The 26,329-nt window shown below is 30.3% G+C and carries 30 protein-coding genes; 4 read left to right on the top strand and 26 right to left on the bottom strand.

Going from position 1 to position 26,329, the window contains the following annotated elements:
• Window positions 1-30 precede the first annotated feature (30 nt).
• From B3086_RS03825 to B3086_RS03815, 3 genes are all read right to left on the bottom strand, one after another.
• Window positions 31-1,239 carry an ArgE/DapE family deacylase gene (locus B3086_RS03825; RefSeq protein ID WP_346879597.1) on the bottom strand — a complete coding sequence of 403 codons (1,209 nt, stop codon included), beginning with the start codon at window positions 1,237-1,239 and terminating at the stop codon, window positions 31-33.
• 16 nt (window positions 1,240-1,255) lie between these two features.
• Window positions 1,256-2,692: a Na+/H+ antiporter NhaC gene (nhaC, locus tag B3086_RS03820; RefSeq protein WP_035135290.1), complete on the bottom strand. Its 1,437-nt coding sequence runs from the start codon at window positions 2,690-2,692 to the stop codon at window positions 1,256-1,258.
• 331 nt (window positions 2,693-3,023) lie between these two features.
• The gene (locus B3086_RS03815) at window positions 3,024-4,187 is read right to left on the bottom strand and encodes a GerMN domain-containing protein (protein WP_346892796.1); all 1,164 of its coding nucleotides are present in this window, start codon (window positions 4,185-4,187) and stop codon (window positions 3,024-3,026) included.
• A 213-nt stretch (window positions 4,188-4,400) separates the two neighbouring features.
• Between B3086_RS03815 and B3086_RS03810 the strand changes: the two genes are divergently transcribed.
• Window positions 4,401-5,747, top strand: a complete 1,347-nt coding sequence (locus B3086_RS03810) for a Na+/H+ antiporter NhaC family protein (protein ID WP_346879599.1) — start codon at window positions 4,401-4,403, stop codon at window positions 5,745-5,747.
• Window positions 5,748-5,893: 146 nt separating this feature from the next.
• Here the strand turns inward: B3086_RS03810 and B3086_RS03805 are convergent, their stop codons facing one another.
• From B3086_RS03805 to B3086_RS03795, 3 genes are all read right to left on the bottom strand, one after another.
• Window positions 5,894-6,997 carry a hypothetical protein gene (locus B3086_RS03805; RefSeq protein ID WP_346879600.1) on the bottom strand — a complete coding sequence of 368 codons (1,104 nt, stop codon included), beginning with the start codon at window positions 6,995-6,997 and terminating at the stop codon, window positions 5,894-5,896.
• Window positions 6,998-7,144: 147 nt separating this feature from the next.
• A complete protein-coding gene (locus B3086_RS03800) occupies window positions 7,145-8,104 on the bottom strand; it encodes a ribonuclease Z (RefSeq protein WP_346879601.1) in 960 nt (319 codons plus the stop codon).
• 156 nt (window positions 8,105-8,260) lie between these two features.
• Complete coding sequence (locus tag B3086_RS03795) at window positions 8,261-8,569, bottom strand: hypothetical protein (protein WP_346849148.1); 309 nt, start codon at window positions 8,567-8,569, stop codon at window positions 8,261-8,263.
• 196 nt (window positions 8,570-8,765) lie between these two features.
• On the opposite strand from B3086_RS03795, the gene B3086_RS03790 reads away from it, so the two are divergent.
• From B3086_RS03790 to B3086_RS03780, 3 genes are all read left to right on the top strand, one after another.
• Window positions 8,766-9,794, top strand: a complete 1,029-nt coding sequence (locus B3086_RS03790) for a GntG family PLP-dependent aldolase (RefSeq protein WP_346878003.1) — start codon at window positions 8,766-8,768, stop codon at window positions 9,792-9,794.
• A gap of 223 nt (window positions 9,795-10,017) precedes the next feature.
• Window positions 10,018-11,148, top strand: coding sequence for a sodium ion-translocating decarboxylase subunit beta (locus B3086_RS03785; RefSeq protein ID WP_346849150.1), 1,131 nt, complete (start codon window positions 10,018-10,020; stop codon window positions 11,146-11,148).
• Window positions 11,148-11,282 (top strand): OadG-related small transporter subunit, encoded by a 135-nt coding sequence (locus tag B3086_RS03780; protein WP_341349072.1) that lies wholly within the window; start codon window positions 11,148-11,150, stop codon window positions 11,280-11,282. Before B3086_RS03785 ends, B3086_RS03780 begins: the two co-directional genes overlap by 1 nt.
• 57 nt (window positions 11,283-11,339) lie before the next feature.
• On the opposite strand, the gene B3086_RS03775 is transcribed toward B3086_RS03780, so the two are convergent.
• The 20 genes from B3086_RS03775 to B3086_RS03680 form a co-directional block, all read right to left on the bottom strand.
• Window positions 11,340-12,635: a metallopeptidase TldD-related protein gene (locus B3086_RS03775; RefSeq protein WP_346878269.1), complete on the bottom strand. Its 1,296-nt coding sequence runs from the start codon at window positions 12,633-12,635 to the stop codon at window positions 11,340-11,342.
• A 1-nt stretch (window position 12,636) separates the two neighbouring features.
• A complete protein-coding gene (locus B3086_RS03770) occupies window positions 12,637-14,019 on the bottom strand; it encodes a TldD/PmbA family protein (protein ID WP_346847437.1) in 1,383 nt (460 codons plus the stop codon).
• Between the two features lie 76 nt (window positions 14,020-14,095).
• Window positions 14,096-14,851, bottom strand: coding sequence for a nucleoside phosphorylase (locus tag B3086_RS03765; RefSeq protein ID WP_346892794.1), 756 nt, complete (start codon window positions 14,849-14,851; stop codon window positions 14,096-14,098).
• A gap of 42 nt (window positions 14,852-14,893) precedes the next feature.
• A complete protein-coding gene (locus B3086_RS03760; RefSeq protein WP_346847439.1) occupies window positions 14,894-15,403 on the bottom strand; it encodes a DNA topology modulation protein in 510 nt (169 codons plus the stop codon).
• A 56-nt stretch (window positions 15,404-15,459) separates the two neighbouring features.
• A complete protein-coding gene (locus B3086_RS03755; protein WP_346847440.1) occupies window positions 15,460-15,981 on the bottom strand; it encodes a GNAT family protein in 522 nt (173 codons plus the stop codon).
• Window positions 15,982-16,005: 24 nt separating this feature from the next.
• Entirely contained in the window at window positions 16,006-16,569 is a 564-nt protein-coding gene (locus B3086_RS03750; protein WP_346847441.1) for a GNAT family protein, read from the bottom strand.
• 141 nt (window positions 16,570-16,710) lie between these two features.
• A complete protein-coding gene (locus B3086_RS03745) occupies window positions 16,711-17,472 on the bottom strand; it encodes a GNAT family N-acetyltransferase (RefSeq protein WP_346847442.1) in 762 nt (253 codons plus the stop codon).
• A 39-nt stretch (window positions 17,473-17,511) separates the two neighbouring features.
• Entirely contained in the window at window positions 17,512-18,084 is a 573-nt protein-coding gene (locus B3086_RS03740; RefSeq protein ID WP_346879603.1) for a GNAT family N-acetyltransferase, read from the bottom strand.
• Window positions 18,085-18,164: 80 nt separating this feature from the next.
• The gene (locus tag B3086_RS03735) at window positions 18,165-18,698 is read right to left on the bottom strand and encodes a GNAT family N-acetyltransferase (protein WP_346879604.1); all 534 of its coding nucleotides are present in this window, start codon (window positions 18,696-18,698) and stop codon (window positions 18,165-18,167) included.
• Between the two features lie 153 nt (window positions 18,699-18,851).
• The gene (locus B3086_RS03730; protein ID WP_346847447.1) at window positions 18,852-19,391 is read right to left on the bottom strand and encodes a GNAT family protein; all 540 of its coding nucleotides are present in this window, start codon (window positions 19,389-19,391) and stop codon (window positions 18,852-18,854) included.
• A 61-nt stretch (window positions 19,392-19,452) separates the two neighbouring features.
• Window positions 19,453-19,665, bottom strand: a complete 213-nt coding sequence (locus B3086_RS03725) for a GNAT family protein (RefSeq protein ID WP_346892936.1) — start codon at window positions 19,663-19,665, stop codon at window positions 19,453-19,455.
• A gap of 7 nt (window positions 19,666-19,672) precedes the next feature.
• Window positions 19,673-19,951: a GNAT family N-acetyltransferase gene (locus B3086_RS03720; RefSeq protein ID WP_346892792.1), complete on the bottom strand. Its 279-nt coding sequence runs from the start codon at window positions 19,949-19,951 to the stop codon at window positions 19,673-19,675.
• Between the two features lie 48 nt (window positions 19,952-19,999).
• Window positions 20,000-20,332 (bottom strand): divalent cation tolerance protein CutA, encoded by a 333-nt coding sequence (gene cutA / locus B3086_RS03715; RefSeq protein ID WP_346879606.1) that lies wholly within the window; start codon window positions 20,330-20,332, stop codon window positions 20,000-20,002.
• A 168-nt stretch (window positions 20,333-20,500) separates the two neighbouring features.
• Window positions 20,501-21,553: a hypothetical protein gene (locus B3086_RS03710; protein ID WP_346892790.1), complete on the bottom strand. Its 1,053-nt coding sequence runs from the start codon at window positions 21,551-21,553 to the stop codon at window positions 20,501-20,503.
• A gap of 71 nt (window positions 21,554-21,624) precedes the next feature.
• Window positions 21,625-22,368, bottom strand: a complete 744-nt coding sequence (locus B3086_RS03705) for a S66 peptidase family protein (RefSeq protein ID WP_346847450.1) — start codon at window positions 22,366-22,368, stop codon at window positions 21,625-21,627.
• Window positions 22,369-22,528: 160 nt separating this feature from the next.
• A complete protein-coding gene (locus tag B3086_RS03700) occupies window positions 22,529-23,050 on the bottom strand; it encodes a GNAT family N-acetyltransferase (protein WP_346879608.1) in 522 nt (173 codons plus the stop codon).
• A 30-nt stretch (window positions 23,051-23,080) separates the two neighbouring features.
• Entirely contained in the window at window positions 23,081-23,878 is a 798-nt protein-coding gene (locus B3086_RS03695) for a methyltransferase domain-containing protein (RefSeq protein ID WP_150845740.1), read from the bottom strand.
• 227 nt (window positions 23,879-24,105) lie between these two features.
• Window positions 24,106-24,681, bottom strand: coding sequence for a GNAT family protein (locus B3086_RS03690; RefSeq protein WP_346847453.1), 576 nt, complete (start codon window positions 24,679-24,681; stop codon window positions 24,106-24,108).
• A gap of 39 nt (window positions 24,682-24,720) precedes the next feature.
• Window positions 24,721-25,602 carry an aminoglycoside 6-adenylyltransferase gene (locus B3086_RS03685; RefSeq protein WP_346879610.1) on the bottom strand — a complete coding sequence of 294 codons (882 nt, stop codon included), beginning with the start codon at window positions 25,600-25,602 and terminating at the stop codon, window positions 24,721-24,723.
• Window position 25,603: 1 nt separating this feature from the next.
• Window positions 25,604-26,293, bottom strand: a complete 690-nt coding sequence (locus B3086_RS03680; protein ID WP_346847455.1) for a 5'-methylthioadenosine/adenosylhomocysteine nucleosidase — start codon at window positions 26,291-26,293, stop codon at window positions 25,604-25,606.
• Window positions 26,294-26,329 lie beyond the last annotated feature (36 nt).

Here is a 26,329-nt window from a genome sequence, read left to right as displayed (position 1 = left end):
CCTTAAAATCTTTTAACAATCTACAGAATTCTAATTACATAGAAGGTTACATAAATAATTGTAAATAGACAAAGCTGTTTCTGTTACAGTATCTATTATCACATATTCATTACTTGTATGATAGTTACCTCCATCAGGACCAAATATTATAGTTGGAACCTTTAATCTTGAACCTACATAATTAAAATCTCCTATACTTTTAAAATAGTCAATAGTGCACTTCTTCTTAGAAGCTTCCTCTACGCTTTCTATGAATTTTTCAACATATGAGTTATTTTCATCAATAGTATATGGAAGAAACCCCTTAGTCTCTTCATTGGGATGTTCTCTTAATGAATATTCAACCTTAGAACTAATACCAGCTCTTGCTACCGCATTAAATAATTCTTTCTTAACATAATCTTCATCCTCGCCATTAACTACATGTCTAAATACTGTAAAAGATGCTTCATCTGGTACACTACAAGCTTCATTTTTGCTATTGCATCCTAAAATACATATTGAACCCTTACCTAACTTTTCATCTTCAATAAGAGATGACTTTTCAAGCTCTATCATTAATTTTGCAGAATCGACTAATGCATTTATTCCTCTTTCAGGATTTGCTGCATGTGATGATTTTCCCTTTAAAGTTACAATATAATTGAACCCACCTCTTGCCCCTAAACAAACACATGGAAAAGGTTTCTTACAAAATCCACTACTAGGTTCTGTTACTATTGCCACATCAACATTATCTGTAATACCATCCCTTATAACTGCATCTGTACCTAATCCATATGGTCCTTCTTCATCAGAAACAATTGAATAAACAATTTCTCCACTAAAGTCATTATGAAGTGACTTGAAAGCTTCAAGGGCAAGCATTATAGCTACTACTCCGGATTTCATGTCTAAAGCTCCTAATCCATAAAGCTTTCCCTCTTTAATTACAGCTTTAAATGGATCTGTATCCCATCCATTACACTGATTTACAGTATCTATATGTCCATTGAAATAAACTTTAGGTCCATGTTTTTTCCCCTTAATAGTACCTATAACATTTAGTCCTTGAAATTGAGTAATTTTCTTTTCATTGTAGTGATGAAATTGTGGGCTTACGTTATGCTCTTCTAGCCAAGTATAAACAGTATCCATAATTTCCTTTTCATGAAAGTAAGGACTCGGAATATTAACAAGTGTTTTTAAAAGACACGTAACACTTTCTTTATTTATATAATCAATTGCTGTTCTTTTCATAAGTATATACCCCTAACTATACAGATTTATTTTCATAAGTACTTGAAGATTTTATATCGCCTTCTTTAAATACAAATTTATCAGTATATGCATATATAATTGTAATTAAAGGACAAAGTAATGCTAAAAATACATAAGGTATATATTCAATGGTAGAGACCCCTAAAACTCCTGAAAAATATACCCCGCATAATCCCCATGGAACCAATGGTGAAGTAACCGTTGCAGAATCTTCACAAGTTCTTGAACAAACTTGAGGAAGAATTTTAAGTTTTTTATAAGCAGGTACAAGCATTCTTCCTGGAATTATTAATGCTATATATTGACTTGCAGAGAATAAATTAACTGCAATAGATGAAATAACATGTGTAGTGATTAATCCTCCCTGTTTACTAACTAGCCCTGACATCTTTTCTAATAAAACACCTAAAACTTTAGTTTTTTCTAGTAGTCCACCAAAACTTATTCCAATAAATCCTAGTGATATTGTCCACATCATGCTTTGAAGTCCTCCTCGGCTTAGAAGTGCATCGATCTCTGCAATTCCCGTGCTAGATATGAATCCATCATTCATAAATCCAAGCATTTCTCCAATTCCAAACCCCTGAAATATCACAGCAAATATTAATCCCACAATAGATGCTATAACCATTACTGCAAGTCCAGAAACTTTTTTTACTGCTAAAATAACAACTATAATTGGTGGAATTAACATTAATGGATTTAATGTAAAGTTATCTTTCAATCCGTTAAGTATAATATTAATTTGTGAAGCATCTATAGCATCCGCTTTAAATTGAAATCCTATAAATGCATAAAGCACTAATGATATTATAAAAGCCGGTCCTGTAGTATAACACATAGATTTAATATGATCAAAAAGGTTAGCTTCTGCCACACCAGCTGCCAGATTTGTAGAATCTGACAATGGAGACATTTTATCACCAAAAATAGCTCCTGAAATTACTGCACCTGCTGTTAATGGTGCTGGAATTCCTAGTCCCATTCCTATTCCCATGAATGCAACTCCAAATGTAGCTCCTGTAGTGTAACTGCTTCCTGTTGAAACTGAAGCTATAGAACAAACTAATGCTGATGTAACTAGAAAGAATGATGGAGATATTATTTTTAACCCATAATATATAAGAGTTGGTATAGTTCCGGCTGCAATCCATGTAGCAATAAGAACTCCTACAAGCATAAGTATAAGCATTGGTACTAATGCAATATTACATCCATATACAATCCCATCTTCAATATCTTTCCATGTAAACCCAGATATTAATGCTACTACTGCAGCAACAGCTGTTACTATGATAAGTGTAATATGAGTAGCATAGTTTTGTTTAAAAACAAAAATTTGTAAAGCCATTGCAACACATAAGAAAAGAATTATAAATATTGCTGCTCCAAAGCTAGGCCGTTTTTCCTGAGAAATGTTATTCGTTTTCATTGTCTTTATATCCCCCTTAATTTATATAATAATTATCTTAATATCATCTTAACTTTTCTATGTTTATTCTACTGTTTTATATAATGTTTTATAATTTAATAAATTTTCTTAATTTATTAAATTCATTTTCTTTTTATAATAAATTATTGTATTTATGTGTCTATTGTTGGTTTTTCTGTTGTTATTATATTTTACATAAAATAAACAATTCCACCTAAAAGATACCATTGAGTAATCTTTTAATGAAATTGTTTATCTAATATACTACTTTTTAAATAGCTTTTATATCATTTTAATATTCAACACATTTTTTATAAAAATTTTTCCTAACTTATTCACATGTTACTTTAAAATATTCACCCTTAGCTTTTACTATATGACCTGAACTATAAGGCTTATTATCTATAGTGATATAAACTTTATTAACTCCGTAGTATTTTCCTATAGTATTTACAATGCTCTCTAAGATAGCACTTTCAAATCCTGAGCCTGCATTCATTTCTTTTACAAAATTACTGCTAAAATCTATATATACCATACCATCATCATTTAAATATAAACTATTTATAGTTACATTTTTCCCTAACAATCGGCCCTTGTTATTTCCTGGAAAGTTCTTAAATAATTTTTGAATGGTAATTTTAGTTATATCATTAGTGGAAAAAGTAAGATTCTTATCTTCATAATGAATTTTATAATTTTCATCTGGATAATAACATCTTATACTTTGATTTAATCTCATATTCTCTTCTATACTTTTTAAAGTTGAAGTAACTTTCATGGTTTTAATATCATAAATAGATTTGATTAACCCCTTGTTAACAGCGTAATACTGTAAATCAATTTGGCCATTTGTATTTTCTGTGGTAACTTCAAGAGCACTACAATCTCCATTGCCTATTGAAATCTTTACATCTACCTTTGAAATATATCTTTTACTTCCATCTGATAATTTCCATGTAGTACCTACCTCTAGTGGCTCCTTTAGTAATACTTCACTTACGTTATATGGTTTATTGGTGAAATTTTCTCTATAATAACACTCATTTCTTTCAAATATTTTTGCAATTTCTCCATTATTATTTTGTAAAACTGTGACCGTTTCTGTTCCTCCATTATTACTTCTTAGTTGAACCTTATTACCATTTATATAATCAACGTAGGTAACATATTCTGCATACTCTGAATTTGTACCAGTATAACTGTATTTTACATTTCCCTTAAATTTAAAATAGTCATCTATACTATAACTTGACTTATGGTTATTATTACTTTCTTCTGGTTTAGTAGTGCTATTCTCTTTAGTAGTTTCTTTAGAACCTGTATTTTTTTCTTCTTTTAAGGTATTATCAGTGTTGTTTGTTACAACATTATTATTATTATTTATATTAGTATCTACATGAATATTCTTATCTTCTTCACTATTTTTATTACCACAACCAGCAAGAAAAACTGCTACTGCAAAAATTATTACAGGAATCACTTTTCTTCTCACAACAATCACTCCCTAAAATATTCTCTATATAATATACGTAAATATAACCAAATAATCCCACAAAATAAAAATAAATTCATTCCATATAACACCTTTTTCTGAATTTACTATATTTTTAAAATCAGTAGACTATAAATTTATCGCTTTCTATATTGTAAATTTATAATATTAAAGATAATATATAAGTGAAATTTATTTATATGGGGGATTTTTATGGACGTAATTTTAGGGCTAATCATTTCTACAATTATATTTATAACAGGAGTAATTATAAATATAGATACTGTTCTATCTTTATTCATGGTACTATGTATATTCTTTATTATAGCAATAAAAAGAGGCGTCTCCATTAGGGATGGATTTAGATATTTAATTGAAGGAGGCAAAGAATCCTTAGGGGTATTAAAGATATTTATTCTAATAGGAGCAATCGTTTCTCTTTGGATGATTTCTGGTACAGTTCCTTCAATTGTTTATTATGGAATTAATCTTATTCATCCAAGCTTCTTTGCTGTAAGCGCCTTTATTTTGTCAGCTTTTATATCCATGCTCCTTGGAACTTCTTTTGGTACCATTGGTACTGTAGGTATTTCTTTGATAGTAATGGCTAGAGCTGGTGGTGGTAATACCCTTATAATAGCTGGAGCAATTCTTTCTGGTGCCTATCTTGGAGATAGAGCATCACCTATGTCTTCCAGTGCAAATCTAGTTGCATCTATTACAAATACCAATCTCTACGATAATATTAAGAGAATGACTAAAACTTCTTTAATGCCCTTAATATTATCTCTAGGTTTATATTTAATTCTATCCTTATTCATGCCTGTAAATTATAGTAACTCAGATATATTATCTCAGCTAACCGAAACTTTTAATATAAATATAATAGCATTGCTTCCTGCATTAATTATAATTGTACTATCATTCTTTAAAATTGAAGTGAAAATTTCTATGTTTATCAGTATGACTGTTGCTGCTATTATATCCTTCATTTTTCAACATGCTACCTGTAGTGAAATTATTAAAACTGCCATCTTTGGTTTTCAATTACCTATTGATAACCCTCTTTACAGCATCATAAAGGGTGGAGGTATAATATCAATGATAAAGTTAGCCTTTATAGTATTTCTCTCTTCAGCACTTACCGGAATATTTCAAGGGGCTAATATGCTAGATTTTATAGAAGAATATTTAAATAAAATAAAAAGACCTGATACTTTATTTCTCACTACAATAATAACTAGTATCATTAGTTCCATGGTTGGCTGTACTCAAGTATTGGCAGTAATGCTTACAAAAATGACTATGAATGATACCTATATTAGATTAGGTTATGATAAAGAACACTTGGCACTTGATCTAGAAAATTCAGCTATTGTAATAGCTCCTTTAATACCTTGGAATGTAGCTGTATTAGTACCTTTAACCACTTTAGGTGTAGATGCAAGAGCTATTTTATTCTCTTTTTATTTAATTTTATTACCACTAATAAGCCTAATGTCTACATATTTAAAAAGTCATAAAGAATATAATTTTATGACATATAATATTGAAAAATAACTTAATGAAAAACTTATATAACATAATTTTTTTAACAAAACAATACCTATGGACTAGGCACACAACAGTGTTTTAGTCCATAGGTATTTATTATAATTATAATTAGTATTTATTATTCATAAATTCATCTTACATATTACTTGAATTTATTCAAATATTATCTTAGATTCTTCCATAATCTCAATTTCTATGCCTTTAGCTTTGGCTGCTTTTATAAGCTCTTCATTAACATTAAGTGGTGAATATAATGATATTTTCTTCAATGTAGGCATACTAAGCAATTTATCATAATTCTTAATAACCTTATCATGTAGTGTAATTTCTTTTAAATTAGTAAGGTTTTCTATACCCTCCAAATTGGGAATCCCTGTAACAGATAGTGAAAACTTCTCAACTTCTGGGAAATTTTTCAAACCTAAAAGGCTAGTAGGCTTCTTAGTCTGAATATCAAGTTTTTTTACATTTGGAAAATATGGCATCTCTTCTAAAGAACCTTTCTTAGGAAAAACAATTTCTAAGTCTTCTAATTTTCCAAAAGTATCAAGCTCTCCTAATTTATTTAGATATCCATACCAGATAGACATTCGTTTTAGATTTTTGCATTGCAAAAGAGGCCTATAATCCATAATAAAACCTTCATCATCTATAAAAAGTGTATTAAGGTAATTCATATGCTCAATACCATTTAAGCTCTTTACCTTGCTAACAGTACTAATCCAAATACTTTCTATTTCATCTAATTCACCTTGTTTTAAAGAAAGAAAGGCAGGCTTTTTTATTTCCTGTGAACGTTTTATTTCTGCCTCTAAATTTCCATCCTTTATTATTCGATTAGAATAAACATAGTAGTTTGTGGAAAATAACAATATACCTAGAACTATAACTAAAGCAATCTTTATTTTCTTTTTATCGGAATTCTCTTTAACTGCATAAAAAATAGTTAAAACTGATAATACTATAAAAATTATAATATAGTTAGGAATATAAATATAAAAAAATCTAAATATAAAATAATTTAATATTGGAAAAATCAATATCATATATTCCTTCCAATTCTTCCTATGAAACCCAATACCACATATCATAAGTATAATCCAAAACACTGGTGAATCATCATAAATATCATGAAATCCTGAAACAAATAATTGGAGAAATATAAATCCTATTAAAATACATATCCCTATTAAGTACTCCTTTTTATAATTTTTAGGTTTATCTTTAATTTTATCATTATTAATAATATTATCCATTTTAGACCTCCAGCAATAATTAAAACTACATTTACATCAATTTCAACTTACTCATATTTACAGTTTATCTTTAGTCAATATAACAGTATACCCTACATTTTACAATATATAGAGTTATAATGCTATAAATTTAATGAATAATTCATTTTAGTTCATATAAGTTAATGCCCTAACCATCCTATCTTCTCCTATGATACTATTTTCAAATATCTTTTTAGCATTATCTATAAACTGTGCTGGTTCTCCCATAATAGGACTAAAATGAGTTAATATAAGCTCTTTAACTCTCCCTTCCTTAGCTAGAGTGGCAGATTCTCTAAAAATCATATGCTTATTTTTGATAGCCTTGTCTATATCCTCATCCTTACCATAGGTGCCTTCACAGATAAACAAATCACTTTCTTCAATGAATTCCACCATTGAATCCATTGGTCTGCTATCAGTTATTAAACTAATCTTAACTCCTCTTCTCTCATCTCCTAATACCATATCTCCAGTATATGTTTTCCCTTCAAAAGTTACTTCTTCCTGCCTTTGTAGCTTACTCCATAGATTTTTAGGAATGTTATTTGCCATAGCCTTTTCTACATTAAACTTTCTTTCCCTTTTAAAATAAAAACTATATCCCTTGCAAGGTGATGAATGGTCTACATCTATAGCATTTAATATTATTTCACTACTATGAATTTTTCTATGCTCATTATTCTCTGCCACATATATCCCATCCTTTGATACATTAAGCTCTACCTTTGAAGGGGCTTCTATAATATTTACCTCATAGGGTAAATATTCTGCAACAACCCTTAGACCATTTACAACCCTAGTAATTCCCTCAGGACCAATTATAGTTAAAGGCTCAGTTCTACCACTATTACCTATAGTTGAAAGAAGCCCTGGAAGTCCTATGATATGGTCTCCATGGGTATGGGTAATACATATAATATCAATGGACTTAAACCCCCATGCCACCATCTTCATAGAAACCTGAGTCCCTTCACCACAATCTATAAGTATCTTTCTTCCTTTATAATTAATTAAAGTAGCTGAAAGGCTTCTTTCCGGCATTGGCATAGATCCTCCACAGCCTAATAAACATACATCTATCATTGTTTTCCTCCGTTATACCCATAATTTAAAATCTAGTTAACAACATTTTCAAAAACCTTTAACTTATTTCGCCCTAGGATTACTAGTATAAATTTTTTTAACAACACCACTATTATCTTTCTCTGGATCATAATTCTTTACTTTAAACCAATAGTATTATCCTTCTACTAATTCATTGTACTGTTCCTCTGTTAGCATTAATGTTTCTAAATTACTTTTATTATATCCACTTTCATACTTTAATAAAAACTTATCTTGTTCTTTTATTTTGTATCCATAAGCATTATTATACTTCTTATATATGGTTATAGATTCTTCATCATTTTCTCTTACAATCTTCACCATACCTATATAAGATATTGCCTCAATATTGCTCCCAATTATATATCTAACCCCTAATAACATTAATAAAAAACAGATACCTATAAGCAATAATTGTAATCGATCCTTTGTAGCAGATTTCATTTAAACTCAACCCCTTTTTAATATAACTCTGTATTAAAAATTTATAATTCATACTAATATTATATATGTTATATGAAAATAATTATATAATTTGAAATTTTTTCTATAATTCTCTCTTATCTGAAATATCATGAGATATTCTAGACTTTTAACCCCTCTCATAGTACAATTTAATTATGACGTAGGGGGGATATGTATGAAATTTATCGATTTAAGAAGTGACACCGTAACAGAACCGACGGAAGCTATGAGAAAGGCTATGTATGAAGCTACTGTAGGTGATGATGTATATGGAGATGATGAGACTACTGTAGAACTTGAAAAATATGCTGCAGAACTTGTAGGCAAAGAAGCTGCACTATTTGTTCCTAGTGGAACTTTTGGTAACCAACTTTCATTACTTACTCACTGTAGACAAGGGAATGAGGTTATTCTAGGAAATGACTGTCATATAGTTTGTCATGAAGTTGGAGCAGCATCAATTATTGCTGGAGTTCAACTTAGAACCTTAAATAGCAATATGGGTGAACTTTCACCTAGTGAAATAGAAGCAACCATAAGAAAAGAAGAAGATATCCATTATCCTGATACTGCCTTAATATGTCTTGAAAATTCTCATTCAAATGGAAGAGTTATTTCTCTAGAAAATATGGCTGAAATACGAAAAGTTGCTAATAAATATAATTTACCTATTCATTTAGATGGTGCAAGATTATTTAATGCTGCTGCTTATCTTGATGTAGATGTAAAGGAAATCACTAAAAATGTAGATACAGTAATGTTCTGCTTATCAAAAGGACTTTGTTCTCCTGTAGGATCTATTTTAGCAGGTAGCAAAGAATTTATTGATAGAGCTAGAAAATATAGAAAACTAATGGGTGGTGGCTTAAGACAATGTGGTGTAATAACTGCTGCTGGGCTTGTGGCATTAAAAGATATGAGAGAAAACCTAAAAGTAGATCATGAGAAAGCTGTATACTTATCTAAAGAACTAGCAAAACTTCCTGGATTTAAAGTAATGGAAGATAACCTACACATAAATATGGTATTCTTTGAGCTACCTACTTCTGTAAATTCTCAAGACTTAGTTCAACACCTTTTAGAAAGAGGCATAAAGGTTTGTGATATAGAAGATGGCTTAATGAGATTTGTTACTCACTACTGGATTAGTTATGAAAACATAGATTTTATTATAAAAACACTAAAAGATTACTTAACTACTTAATGATTATATTTTAACCTAAGGTTGTAGGTTAAGTGATTATTCTATTCACTTTTTACTACAACCTAGGTTATTTTTATGTTATATAAATACAATTATAGAAATTATGTATACGTTGTAGTAAAATTATGTTGTTGTAATAAATATATTGGGGAATACTATTTTATTATAATTACACTCACTAACTACAATGGCAAAATATTCAACTTATATGGGAGGATTAATCATGGAATTTCTACTGAAAGGCATAATGTCCGTCACCTGGCAACAACTAATAATGTGGGGTATAGGTGCAGGGCTAATATGGCTTGCAATTAAAAAAGGTTTTGAACCGGCACTTTTACTACCAATGGGGTTTGGTGCAATTCTTGTAAACTTACCGCTCTCTGGAGCTGTAACTCAACTTATTAATGGTCATGAAGAAATCGGAATAATAGACAATTTATTTAATATGGGTATAGCTAATGAGCTGTTTCCACTTATTTTATTCATAGGTATTGGAGCTATGATCGACTTTGGTCCATTGCTTACAAATCCGAAAATGCTTTTATTTGGCGCTGCAGCTCAGTTTGGTATATTCTTTACCATTTCTTTAGCGGCACTATTAGGATTTTCATTAAAAGATGCAGCTTCCATCGGAATTATAGGAGCTGCTGATGGACCTACTTCTATCTTTGTTGCAAACTATTTTAAAAGCAATTACATAGGACCCATAACCGTGGCCGCCTATTCTTATATGTCTTTAGTACCAATTATTCAACCAGCTGCTATCAAGCTAGTAACTACTAAAAAAGAGAGACAGATAAAAATGAAGTACAATCCTAAATCTGTTTCTAAAACTACAAAGATATTATTTCCAATAATAGTTACTGTTATTGCTGGTCTTATTGCACCAACCTCTGTAGCTTTAATAGGTTTCTTAATGTTTGGTAACCTAATTAGAGAATGTGGTGTTTTAGAAAGGTTATCCAGCACTGCACAAAATGAATTAGCTAACTTAGTAACCTTACTTTTAGGAATTACTATAGCTTCTAAGATGAAAGCTGAATTCTTTGTAACCTCTCAAACCTTTATGATTATAGGTCTTGGTCTAATTGCCTTCATATTTGACACTATTGGTGGAGTTTTATTTGCTAAATTTATAAATCTATTTGCAAAGGATAAAATTAATCCAATGGTTGGAGCAGCTGGAATATCTGCATTTCCTATGTCCGCTAGAGTAATCCAAAAAATGGGTCAAAAAGAAGATCCTCAAAACTTCTTATTAATGCATGCGGTTGCAGCTAACGTATCTGGACAAATAGGATCTGTTATAGCTGGTGGATTAGTTCTCTTCTTAATCGGAGGTGGCATGTAATGAATATAAATATAGAGGCATTCATGGAAAGTTTAATTGTAATGGGTAAAGGTATGGGCGGAATCTTTGTAGTAATGCTTATAATATTTTTAGCTATTAAAGGATTAGGCTCCATATTTAAAGGTGAAGAATAAACAATATATAGCAAAGCTCTATGACTAAAAGTCTTCAGTCATAGAGCTTTTATGATTTTAATTTCCTGAAATAGTTACACCTTTAATTTTCATCCAAGGAGTTACGGATTCTCCAGTATTTAAAGTTTCTATAGAGATTTCTTCTATATTATTAAACATATCCTTTAAATTTGAAGTTATCATAGTTTCAGTTATGGCATACTTAATTTCTCCATTTTCAACATAAAAACTATTTTTAGCTACTCCTGAAAAATCTCCATTTGATGCTGGCATATCTCCTGAAAATCTTCCTAGAATTATTCCTTTTTTAGTCGATTTTATTATATCTTCTATGGATTTATCTCCATTATCCACAACTATATTAAAGTCAGTTTTAGTAACTGGCTTTCCAATTTTCTTTGCAGCATATAATCCTATAATAAATGACTTTAATATCCCATTTTCTATGATACTTATATTTTCTGTTTTATAGCCATCTTTAGTTACAAAACTCTTATTAGCTATTTCATCATTTAGAGGCATGCATTTAACCGTAAAATTATGATTAGCAACCTTCTCATTTAATTTATCCTTTAAAATACTTGTACCACCAATTAGTGATCTATCTCCAAGAAAATTTATATTATAGTAATATAGCATTTCTACTACTAACTCTGGAGTTAAAATTATATCTCCAATAAATTTATCCTTTATTCTCTCGCAATTAAGTTGACTAACTATATCCTTAAATCTTTGTCTAACATCAGCATACTCCATAAAATCTAAAGGTAATTCATTAAATAAATAACTAAAACCTGTAAAAGATGTAGATTTTTCACCCTCCTTTGCCAAGAACCCTATGTCAACTCTATATATTCCTTCTACTATTTTAAAGTCTACACCATTAGAATTTAAAAAATTAGTTTCACTACTATTAAATTCTAAGGTAGTTCCATCCGAAAACTTAACCTGTGGAAACTCTTCCTTTAGTTTCTTTAAAAATACACTTGTAAATTCATACATCTTATCTAAGTCTGGCTCACTAGCTCCACTACTAAATTCCTCTTTAGGTTGCTCTTCTGCAATATCATTACACTGATCACTCTCTGCTGATTCACACATCTCCATTAACTCTTTAATTTTTGTATTTATTGCTTCTTCTTCTAGTTTATTTAAGGTTATAGTAGATTTTTTATCATCCTTTATAGCTACTAAATCTATGTTAGTATCAATAGTTGTTCTTAAAAGAGTTATATCTTCATTTCCAAAATTCAACTCATATTTTTTATTACTTTTAAGAATGCATTGAGACTTATCCGCCCCTTGCTTCACTATATTATCAATACAATATAAGGCTATTTCTCTATTTCCCATACTATTTTCCCCCTATATTTACACTACATTTTATTGCAGGTCCACCCATACCTACAGTTATAGGTTGTTTCTTTCCACACATTCCACTATTTGACCATGAAAGGTCATCAGATACCATAGTAACAGTCTTTAACATATCAAAGGCCACTCCTGATATAGTGGTATCCTTTATGGCTTTACCTAGCTTTCCATTCTTTATTTCATAGCCCATAGTTACTCCAAACATAAACTCACTAGTAGCATCAGCTTGACCATTACCAGGATTCATTAGATAGTATCCATCCTCTACAGAAGCAATCATTTCTTCAAGTTTATTCGTTCCTGGAAGGATACAAGTGTTTCGCATTCTTATTATAGGCTCATCTGAAAACTCATAGGCTCTTGCATTTCCCGTTGGTGCTACATTAAACATATTTGCACTTTCTTTATTATGCATATATCCCTTTAAAATGCCCTTATCTATTATAGTTACATCCTCTGCCTTAGTTCCTTCATCATCTATATATATAGGTACTAGACATGTATCACCAAATGCTGTATTAGCATAATCCACTAAAGTAATTAACGGACTAGCTACCTCTTTGCCCATATATTCATTTGCTATAGAGCCAGCTAGTACAACGTCTGCCTCTGTAGTGTGTCCAACTGCTTCATGGGCAAGGATACCAGCTAAATCTGTAGCCAATATACACTCTTTTAATCCACCACTTGCATATACTCCCTCAGCCTTTTCTCTTAGTCTTTCATAAGTCTTATCTATTTTTTCATATAGATCATCTGGTTTTAAAAACTTATCCTCAAATTGACCCAATCCACTTATAATTTCATATAATTCTACAGGTACACCATTATTATCATTAACCACTAATTCTATCATTATATTTGCTCTTGGTAAAAATGAATATAACTCAGCTCCTGAAGATGTAATAAGACTTTTTTCCATATTTAATTCATTAATTCTTATACTTCTGCTAACTAAATTACTATATTTTTTTATAATATAATTATCTATCTCTTTAGTAAATTCTATTAATTGTTTTTGAGTTAATCTTGCCTTCTTTGTAGCAAATGATTTTTCTATAGAATAGTTTGAAATTATTAACTCTCTATGCCTACTCACTGACTTAGAATTTAAAAATTCCCCATTTTGCCTTGCAATATTTAGTACTTGTCTAATACTTTCATCCTTAATATTAGAATTAGAAGCAAATCCCCATGCTCCATTTACATTTACTCTTGCAGAAATACCACTAGAATTTGTTCTAATATTCTGAATCAAACTGCCATTTGTCATCATTATACCTATGGATGAATTTTCTTGGCATCGCAGTTCTGTATACCCCTTTAGCAAATTAGAATATTTACTGAAATTTGATATAATCATAAACTTCCCCCCTAAAATGAGCATTTACACTCCCTTGTTATTATTATACATTACTTACATTTATTTTAAAATAATTTTATATATTACTTGCAATCTCAAAAGCTATCATCATATATCCTTCTCTTTCACTTAAATCAAGATTACCAAGAATTCTTTTTTCCCACTTTTCACTATCTAAGTTATCTGCTGAGTATAGAAATTGAAAAAACTCTACTCCTCTAAACTTGCACATAGCTGCTAGTGATGCACATTCCATATCCACAGCAATACATCCTTCAGCCTTTCTTTTTTGCATATTTCCTATGGTTTCTCTATAAATTGCATCAGTTGTCCAAATCTTTCCTTTAACATAGGGAATTTTTAAATCATTTAATATACTTGCCAATTTATCAGCCTTTTCAATAGTTACATAATCACTTGGTTTCATATAGTGATAACTTACCCCTTCATCTCTATATGCATCAGTTGGAACAATTAAATGTCCAGCTGTAATATTTTTATCTAATGAACCACAAGAGCCATATACTATAACCTTCTCTGCTCCCATAGCTATAATTTCTTCAAGGGTACCTGTTGCAAAGGAGCCTCCTACTGGAGTCATATAAAATCCTATATCCTTGCCCTTGTAATTCATCTTATAAATAATTACGTCACCATTTACTGACCTTGTAACCCCTACTTGAACTACACCTTCTAACTTTGAAAAAACATCCATTACTTTATGAGAAAAAGTAGCTATTATTACTTTAGGAAAACCCTCAATTCTCTCTACTACTTCCTTTGGATTTATTATAGCCTCCATGCACTCATCAAAACTATGAATTATACTCATTCTTTCATCTCCTTTACACTCTTATCAACTTTACTTACCATTCTAATTTTCTTTTAAATTCTTAAGAAGTTCATCTACTTCTCTTAGATTATTAAGTACTATTATCTTTTTGTCTTCATAGTTTTTAAGCTTTTCTAAAATCTTAGGTCTTTCATTTTTATTGAACTTCAATACCCATTTAACAAACTCTAAATCTAGCTTTTCTTCACATCCCTCTGTCATATCTGGCCTTTTCTTTCCTTTGAATATGAATCTTCTCTTTACAATTCTATAGGTGCAAAGTAGAGTTGACATATTAAGAAATATTATTGTATCTGCTGAGTTTAACCTGATATCCATAGTTGATCTATAGTTTCCATCTATAATCCATTGATCATTATCAGCTAATTCTCTTACTACACTCTCCCATTTATCCTTTGGTGTCTCTATCCAACCCGGATTCCAATACAAAGTATCTAGATGATATACAGGAAGATTTAATATGCTTCCTAACTTACGTGAAAATGTAGATTTACCTGAACCGCCACTTCCTATTACAGCAATCTTATTCATATTTATCAATATTCTCCTTATCCTTAATAATTTTTTACGTGATAAACACTATACTATCAAATGCTCTTATCTAAGGATAAATAAACCAATTCTTCATCTTCTCTAACCTTAGTCATTCCAACCTTATTTAATAAATTAATAGATGGCATATTATCTCTTAAGCATTCTGCCATAATTACCTTCACAGATTCTTGAGAAAATGCCCATTCTATCAAAGCATTAACGGCTTCATAGCCATACCCAAGCATTCTTTTGCTTTCAACTATGTTATAACCAATTTCAATTTCTCCAATATCATTTGGAGAACCTTTAAATCCACCATCTCCAATTATGGTATTGTCCGCCTTATCAATAAAAATCCAAGGTCCATATCCATCTGGAAGTTTCTTTTCTAGCTGAGCCTTAAATATTGGTAACGCAGGCATTATATCGGAACTTGGCCATTCTTCATTAAAATTTACACCTATATGATCATACGCATTTATATCATTTTTTAAGACTTCTGTTATAAATCTAAGTGACATTGTTCTAATAATTAATCTCTCAGTTTCAATTCCTATAACTTGGTTTAAAATCATAATTATCTCCTTCTGATGTATCTGTTACAATACTTCTTCTCTAATATCAATCCATTCTCTTTTCAATAAATCCATGTACATTACATCTGAAAACTTTCCTGTTCTACTATCAAAGAACCCTTCCCTTACAATTCCAATTTCTTTGAAGCCTAATGCTCTATATAAACTGTGAGCGCGTTTATTATCTATCATGCTAGTAAGTTCAATCTTATTTAAATTTAAAAATCTAAACATGAAATCTATGAAATGACTTAAAGCATCCTTTCCATAGCCCTTTCCTTGCTCTTCCTTCCAAATCTTTATTCCAAATTCACATTTTTGCTCCCTTTTATCCCAGCCACAATAACTCATCTCACCTATAGGAGTCATATCCTCCTTCTTGCAGATTATAAATCTTTTACTTGCAGCATATAACTGTGAATTTAAAACTTCCTTCTCTATACTATTTCTTATTGCAGTCTTACTCTCTAAAGTACCATAGGCTAAGGCAGCATGAGACATAAAACTTCCATCATTCCACCATTTATATAAATACTCCTCATCTCCTAGTTCAATTTGCCTTATAACTACACTTTTCCCCTCTATCATAAATACCTCCTTTAATATTTTATAAAATCAAAACCTAAAACTTCTATATGCTCATCCTTATCTAAGGTTTTATCATAATTTTTTCTAAGCTGTATCATGTTTAAGTGATCAAAACCACATTCCTTATACAATTTAATGGCACTAGCATTCCTTGGAATTACTTCTCGAATAAAGTTCCGCCCATGCTGGGAAAAAGCCTGAATTTATGGCAATATTCTGTGAGTGAAAATGAGATTCCACCGTTCCATAAAAAGGAACCTTTCCTCTCTTTAAAATTTCATTCTTTAAAAGTTTAACTAAGGTTGTTCCTATTCTCTTACCTCTATATTCTGGCAAAATATCAATACCTATTTGCCACATAGTTTTACTATCTGCACTTGCACCCGCCATACCAATTATTTCATCACCATCCCAAGCAGAGACTGCAAGCATATCTGGAATATTTTTATCAAATAAAAAAGCTTCTCCAAATCTCTTATCACCCTTAAACTTCAAAATTTCTTCTTGCTCGTACCATTTTATATCATAAATAGGTTTATCCATCTCTTGAACATCAGGATTTGGTAGATAATAATGGTGAGCATCTGCTATCTCATGTCCAACCTCCTGTAGCTTTTTATCAATAGCCCTAAGTTTAGGATATTCAAATAGCCATGCCGCACTTGCATTAATAAATTTTTCTTCAAGCCATGGCATCAATGTAGGAGTTGTACTAATAATTGCTTTGTTTCCAAAACATAGTATTTTAAGAGCACATCCATCAGTATCATAAATTCTTCTACCTTCAACAAGTTTATTCTCAACTATTGTATTTACTTCTTTTTCAAAATCAGATACCTCACAGTTATAATCCAGAGCTAACTGAGCCTTAGCAATTTCTATAATTTCATTTTTTGTATACATATCAATATTCTCCTTTATATTCATAGAACTTTCTCTATTTTAACTTCTACTTTCACTATTCCATTCATCTTTTAATATGGCATATATCGCTAAATCATAAAAGCCTCTTTTCTCACTGAAACTAGCTTGTCTTAATGTTCCTTCATACTTCATTCCACTTTTATTCATTACCTTTCCTGATGCACCATTTTTAGTATCATGAAGTGCTACTATTCTATTAAATCTAATTTCAGAAAATAAATAATCAATCACAGCCTTCAATGCTTCAGTCATTATGCCCATATTCCAATATTTTCTTGACATACAATATCCTACTTCACAGGAATAATGTTTTTCATTTATTCTCACCAAAGAAATTTCACCTATAACTTCTCCAATATCTTTTAACACAATAGCCCAATTATAGTTATCATCATTTGCATATTCCAAAGTCCACTGTTTTATAATTTCTTTAGTTTCTTCTACATTATCATGGGGCTTCCAAGATAAAAATTTTGTTACTTCACTATCTGTTGCCCAGTTTTTAAACATGTCATTGGAATCTTCAACTTCAAGCTTTCTCAGTAAAAGCCTATCTGTATTTATTGTTTGTGTCCCCTTATGTGTCAACATATAAATTTCCCCTTTTTAATTTAAGTTCCTTTACTTTCCTTTAGTATTGTTTTACTACCATAATATATAAAATATAATTATTATGAATGATTATTAAACAATTTATAATAATTAAACTTACACATTTCACCATCATATAGTACTACTCTGTCGTCAACATAATTAAATCCAAGTTTATTAATCACAGTTTTAGATGAAGTGTTCTCTGGCTTTACGATTGCAGTTAAAGACTTTAATTCAGTATTTTCAAAAACCCACTGAATTAGCGCTTTAGCTGCTTCTGTTGCATATCCATTCCCTTGGTAGCTATCAGAAATACCATATAAAATCTCAACTTCATTATCTATTTCAGCTTTTGCATGAACTCCCACAACACCAATACATTTATGCTCCACTTTATATTCAATTGCCAATATTATAAAAGGCTCATTTATATTAAACTTTTCATTTAGCCAATTTATCCAAGAAAGTGCTTCTGACTCATTATGCAAAACCATATCAGACAGCCAGTAAGACACATTGGGTTGTTGACTATAATATACTGCATCCTTTGCATCGTATGGTAAAAATGGTCTTATAATTAGATTTTCTGTTTCTATACTAATATTTATCATTTTAAAATCTTCTTTCTTTATTGTAATTCTCATCATTATCTTTAGTTAAACTTGTACAATAAGTGAATAAGCTTAACTAAAATTTATCTATTTTATTTTTGTACTACTACATCTTTATAATTCGTCAAATAAGAATTTTGTTTATTTATATGATTAACACTTAAAGTCATTCCAATTTACTGGGGTAGTTTTTCCATTTTGCCAATCTTCTCTTGTAATACCATAACCAATTGCATCATATAGTTTTCCATTTTTACTTCCCCATGCCTTTCGATGATGTGCCTCTTTAACAAAACCACACTTATGGAATACACATCTCATTGCATAATTATCCTGCCTTGTATTTCCCTCTATCCTTTCCTTATCTGAGTAATTATTAAATATATAATCAACAAGCCAGTTCACAGTAATTGTCCCGATTCCCATACCTTTGTACTTGCTCAAAAGTTTTATGTCAAACAACGGGCTATCATCTTGTAAATCATAAATTCTTATCATTCCCACTTTTATACCCTCATCTAGAATAACCCAAAACGTTTTGCAGTCATCCCCAGTATAATAATGTTTTTCATAGCTCTCTCTAATTCTTTCAGGATTTTGGTTCGGTGTTCCATAAAATTCCCAAGTATCTGATGTTAAAAATCCTACAAGAGTATCAATTTCATCTTTAAATTCTTCAAAGCATATTTTCATGATTTTATTTTCTCCTTTAAATTTATTACAATTGAATCTTTTCTTTTAATCTCTCCTTTGGTTATTCTTCATTTATTTTTGCATAGAGCAAATTATCATAATAGTTATTCTCAAACTTCATAACCTTTTTTAATAAGCCTTCTTTTTTAAAATTATTCTTTATAGCAACTCTTTCACTTGCTTTATTTCGTGGATCCATACGAATTTCCAGTCTTATTAATTTCAAATTATTAAAAGCAATATTTTCTAACATCTTTACAACTTCAGTTGCAATGCCCCTATTAAAAAAAAATTCTATCTATAAAATAACCTATTTCTCCTACGTGAGGACTATCTTGAAATATTTTTATATTACATCCACCAATCACAGCATCTTCATAAATAATTGAATAATTATACTCAAGATTATTTTCTCTTTTATACTCTCGTCTCTTAATCCATTCTCTCTCCAATTCAATACTTCCAGGAATTGTTGAATAATAAAATTCAAACTTTCCTTCGGTAAGTATTCTAAAGAAATCCTCAGCATCTTCTATTATTGGATAACGCAGCTCAACCATAAAATTCCTCCTATAACCTTTGTCCATCTAATTCAAATGAATTATTTTTTATTCAAATAATTCATTTATAATTGGAATAATATTAATTAGTGGTTCTTCATATGGATGAATTTTTTTAATAACTTTAATAGCATTCCTAACATATTCTTTTTTACATCTTATCTCAATCTTACATTCCTGACCCTCGCATACTTTACCTACTTCACCAATAAAAGGATTTGAACCTTCTAAAGGTCTCCAATATCCTCTAACATTTGTTATCGAGATAACATTATCATAGTTTCCAATTTTGCAAACATTCACTTTATTAAGTTCATCTCTTAATTCTATTACATATTCTTCTGGAACATATATTTCGATTTTTACTTCTTTAAATTCCATAAACATAATACCTCTTCTATTCTTGCTATTTTATTAATTTAATTCTTAGATAATCAAATTATATAGATTCCAATGCTTCATTGTTCCACTCATTCTTTAATATTGAATATACAGCTAGGTAATATTATTAGTATCATGAACTGCTACTATTCTAATAAAAATCATTGATTACCCTAAATACATTTTTTCAAATTCATCCAAATTTTTGTAATATTCAATCTCCATACCAAGTGTTTCATAGTTCTTTTTATATTCTTCCATTGAATTATCAAATTCTTTTGCTGATAAAGCTAAGTTGTCTGGAGTGATATTCTTCATTAGGTCTGTTCTAGCAATATCGTATTTACTATACATTTCGTCATAGAATTGTTGGCAACTGGCAGCTGTCATCAATGATAAATAGGTATCACCCTTTTCAGCAGCATGATACATTTTATTCTTCCAATTAGAATAAATTTCTTCATATGTGCCAATAATGTCAGCTTGGGAGATTACCTTTTTTGAAATAACTTTATCCTTCATTTCCTTTGCAAAATCTTTTAGTGATTTCATTAACATTGTTGATGATTCTTTAACCTCTTGAATACTTGTCGCTTTGATTAAATTCCAATATAATTCATTAAAACCTATGGGAAGATATTTCATTGTAGAAATTTCTTCTGGGACTCTTTTAACACCTCTTTTTACATATGACTTATTATACATATAAATAGCAAACTCAATATAATATAAAATACTTGCTGCCTCATATCTACATTCACCGTATTTATTACTCAGCATTACATTTCCATATCCTTTCATTGCTTCATTGACAAAATTTTCAGCCTTCTCAATATTTTCTATTGAATACTCTTCATTTAGTTTATTTATAACAACTGATCTTAATTTCATATATTTCTGCATGTACTTCTCATCATTACAGTAAACAATATCTAACTCTATTAGTTTTGTAATATAGGGATCATTATATTTTGACATTTCCTCGAGTCTATTCCATGGAGTACAATATATATCAAAAGCTACATCCTCAATGATAAAGCACGATGCAACTTTCCAACCACTATCATCATTAATAACGATACATAAATCTAAGTCGGATTTTTCATAGATATCACCAGAATGGAACGAACCGGCAATTCCTATTAATGCAATGGAGCCTGGACATACATTTTCTGCCTTTTTGATTATAGCTTCAATTATTCTATGGTTTCTTTCCTGCAATTTCTTTTTTATATATGTTTCCATAAATTCTCCCTCCAGTAATTAGTAAACATTGTTAAATTCGCAATACCCTATAATCCCCATTCCTCAATAATACTTACTTTCTTGTTTGTAGCATCAAGTTCAATCTCACATCCTATTGGTAGAGTCATCATTGGATGTGTATGACAGCAATCGAAATCTGCAATGAATGGTAATTTTTTATTGCCTAACACTTCTAACAATATTTCATATGGTTTTTTACCTGTCTTTAAGTCGTCAAACAACTCATGTTTTCCAAGTATTATTCCTGAAACTCTATTAAAGACACCATTTACTTTTAAAAAAGAAAAACTTCTTTCTATTGTTGCAGCATCTTTTAAAGAATCTTCTATAAAAAGTATATCTCCATCCTTTATTTCAGGCATGTATTTGCTCCCCCATATACCTTGCATTGTATTCAGATTTCCACCTATTATTCTACCTCTAGCAACCCCTTCATAGATCGTAATCCATTTATTTTCTCTCTCTTCTTTGCCTCTATCTTGTGTTTCCCAATTAACATATTCATCTGTCCAATATTGTGGAATTTCAAAAACATAAGGAATTTTTATTTCATCCATCGTAATTTCTTTTAAATATTTAAAAGTGGCATCAACAAAGGGTGGTAATTCCCCAAATGAAGCTACCAATGCAGGTCCATAATAAGTACTTATTCCTGTTTGTTCATAAATAGCCAGTAGAATTGCTGTAACATCAGAATAACCTATTATTATTTTAGGATTCTTTTTAAATGCTTCATAATCTATATAAGGAAGGAGTGAATTTGAGTTCATTCCTCCAGTCGAATAATAACTTCATTCCTTTAATTCTTGTAGACTTTATCTTTCATATTATTTATATCACTATAGTTCATATATCATATACCAATTAAATAGATATCTTAAATAATATACTTTTCCATAGCTATCTGTGGTAAAAAGAAATCCTTTCCAATTAAAGTTCTATCCAATATCTTAATACCTCTTTACCTGGTTCCTTTGAAATTACAGTGTTTTCTAACCTTCCACCATTGTACTCAATTATCTTTTTAGAACCAATATTATCAAAGTCACATGTTACTAAAACTGTTCTATGTCCTAGCACCCTTGCTTTTTCCAATATTAAATTTAATATTAACTTTCCATATCCCTTTCTTCTATACCTTGGTGATATATCATAACCAATATGTCCACCTTCTTCATAGTTTGTCTCATTAAGCTCATATCTTAATCTAACAGTTCCTAAAATATCCTTGTTTTCATTTAAAAGCCACCATTCTGATGATGCAACGTGTCCCACTTCTAGATTAACTCCCTTTTCCCTATTCTTAAGATAATCTAAATAACTTTTAAAATCATAATTTGCTCTAGAATACCTTCTCTCAATCACATCTTCGTCATTTTTATTATAGTCATTAAACATTTCAATAAATTTTTCCTCAAGACAGAGTTCTGGCTGTACCAAATCAATCATCATTTACACCTCAATTCACAATGAATTTAATATTTACTTCTCCGCTACAAATAAAAGGTGGTTACTTGTACCTAAAAACTCAGGCTTTTCACAGCAATAATAATGATAGTTAAGCCACTTACTATAACTTTCCTCATCCATATTATTTATTTTATCTGCCAAGAGTTCACTTAATCCATCTGTAGCAACCTCTGACGTAATTTTTAAGTCAGATTCTCTTAATAGCTTTCTACACTGGTCTACTGTATGGAAAACAAAAGGAAAGTCTACAACTTTAAAGGTGTCATGATTATAGTTATTTCCCTTTAAAAAATCTTCTTCATAGAGCATAGTTTCCGTAGTAATAACCATGTCATTAGATATAAATGCAAAGAACATCTTTCCATCCTTCTTACAAACTCTTTTTACTTCTGCTATGCACTTCATCCTATCTTGAATTTTTGACAAATGATATAAGGGACCAAAGCATAATACAATATCATAAGTTTTATCTTTAATCATAGATATATCCATTGCATTACCTTGAAATACTTCCATGGACATTTGAGAATCAACTTTTCCCTTTATTTGCATAACATGTTTTTCAACTAGCTCAATGGCAGTTACATCAAATCCCCGTTTTGCAAAGTACAAGCTATATTCTCCTGTTCCAGCTCCTAAATCTAGTATTTTCATACCTGGTCTAAGATTTTTTTCAATCTGCCTTACCGTTGTTAAAAACTCCACTTGCCTTGCCTTTGTAGATAATCTTGAACCTTCATCAAAAATATCATAAAGAGCTGAAACTCTATCCGCTTCCTGTTCTATCTTTGAAATATCCTCTATCTTCATCTAAATACCACCTTACTTAAAATTATGGGTCTGCCCCTCTTTGTCCTAATTTTCTATAGTTCTAGTTCCATTACCTCATTCTTAATTGAAAAGTCTTCCTCTTCCTATTCACGTTGCCATCTCATTCTGCGAGAACTTCCAAATCCTCTTCTCCATCTAATCTACATATCATCTTTCCTTAAACCCTTACACACTTTAAAAAAGTTTCATTTATCTATTCTTAACTATTATTGATTATATTTCCAATTTTTATTAATAATATAGTATATTTCATTGTCTCTCCACTCATTATCTTCCAGAATAAACTTTTCTCTAATTCCTTCAAAATGAAAACCGGCTGATAAAATTACTTTTTTAGAAACTATATTATCAAGATTTATATGAGCCTCTAATCTGTGAAAATTCAAGTCTTCAAATCCTATATTAACTAGTGCTTTTATACTCTCCTTTCCATAACCTTTATTCCAAAACTGATTATGTATTGTATAACCAACCCTTGCATATTGGAAGTCTTCACGCACATGAGTTGTAATATCACAATAACCAATTGAAGCTCCATCCTCTTTACGAAAAATATTCAACATATAGGTGGAATCATTTTTGCCTAGTTCCTCTCGTTCATTTAATTTCTTAGCATACCATTCCTCAGTGATAAAAGATGTATCAAACCATCCCTCATCATAAGGAGATTGAGATTCATTCTGTTCTTTGAACCCCCTTAGCCATACTTTATAATCTTCTAATTTTAGTGCCCTTATTTCAAGCCTTTCAGTTCTTTCTAAAATATCATTATAGATTACCATTATTTTATCCCACCCCAATTACTATATATTTTTATTTAATCAATATATTTCTGTAGCATCCCTCGGTAATTCTTTGATATGCTTTATAAACTCAAAGCTTCTCTTAGCCTCTTCATAATTATATTCATATCCAAATATTTTACCTACTTCAGGTGCAATCTCTTCAAATAACTGGCATGTTGTGATTAGTGCATTCCAAGAGGAATCATAATCACTCATATTAAAGGTACTCATTAACCTTGTCCATACATCTAAATCCAAATATTCTTTTAAATATTTATTTACTTTCCCTATACTTACTTTAAATTCTGTTTGAATCCCCACCTGCCAAGATAACATAGTTAATAATTCTTTTCTTACATAACTATTCATTACCTCTATTGTAAAAAGAATTTCTTCCCTCCAAAGTCCTTTTGCACAGTATGGCGCTACCCACCAAAACTCATTACATCGACTATAATATTGTCCATAGGTAGGTCTTTTTACCCAATAATCTTCATCAGTTGTTGCTGGTATTTGTGGTAAACAGCTGTCTTTATCAAGTAAAGGAACAGTTAATTTATCTTTTCCATATTCCTTTATTAATATCTCTATAGGCTGAATATGCAAGTCAATTCTATTTCCATCTGTAAACTGCATTAAATAAGTATAGCCATTTTTAAAATCAACATCTCTTCCTTGCATTTTATCAAGCTTATCAGGTTCTTGGAAAATAATTGGCTCACCAAAAACACTTATCCAATCATCATCTCTCAGAAAAGATTCTGTATCAGTAACTACATAAACAATGTCATAGTCCTGAAAAATGTCTTTTTTCACATTAGGATTTGCCCGAGAACCATTCATATAAACAGCTCTAATTCGGCTATCTCTATTTGCAACACTCAATATTAAATCAAACATTTCCTTTTCAGTTCTCATGTTACATCCACCTCATCTCTAATATTTTTTTAACCATATTAATTGAATTATTTGATGCTGATACACAGTTCTTTTCAAATACTTCTACCCCACACTGATCTTCTGTATCTGTTATAGACCTTATTGCTATGAATGGAACATTATTCACGTAACACACATGAGCAATACTTGCCGTTTCCATATCTACACAAAGTGGATGATATTTAGAAATTATTTCAGTACGACCATTATCACTTATAAAGGCTTCTCCAGTAACAATTCTTCCAAAGAATATTTTTTGAGTGAATGTATTTTTATCTATCACTGCTCTACATAATTCAACCAGCTTACTGTCTGTTTTAAAGTATATACTTTCCATCCATGGATGATATTCAGTCAAGATACCTTCATCCACATCATGATATGTTATTTCTGTTGAAATAACAGTATCTCCAATATTTAATATATTATCTATTCCTCCTGCTACCCCTGTCACAATAATATGAGTAACATTGAATTTATCTATTAATATTTGAGTTGCAATGGCTGCATTAACTTTACAAACCCCACAATACAATGCAACAACATTACTGTTTTTGTATATACCACTATAAAATGTCAGCATAGCAACATTTTCTACTTTTTTATTAGAAATCTCCTCAATAAAAGGCATAATTTCATTTTCCGTTGGTCCAATAACCCCAATTTTCAAAAACTCATCCCCTAATTATTTACTTAAAAGCATAAA

Source organism: Clostridium sp. UBA871 (assembly GCF_002295255.1).
In the GTDB taxonomy this organism is placed as follows: Bacteria; Bacillota; Clostridia; order Clostridiales; family Clostridiaceae; genus Clostridium_J; species Clostridium_J sulfidigenes.
Note: the sequence above shows the minus strand (reverse complement) of the source record. Positions and strands in the feature narration are given on the sequence as shown.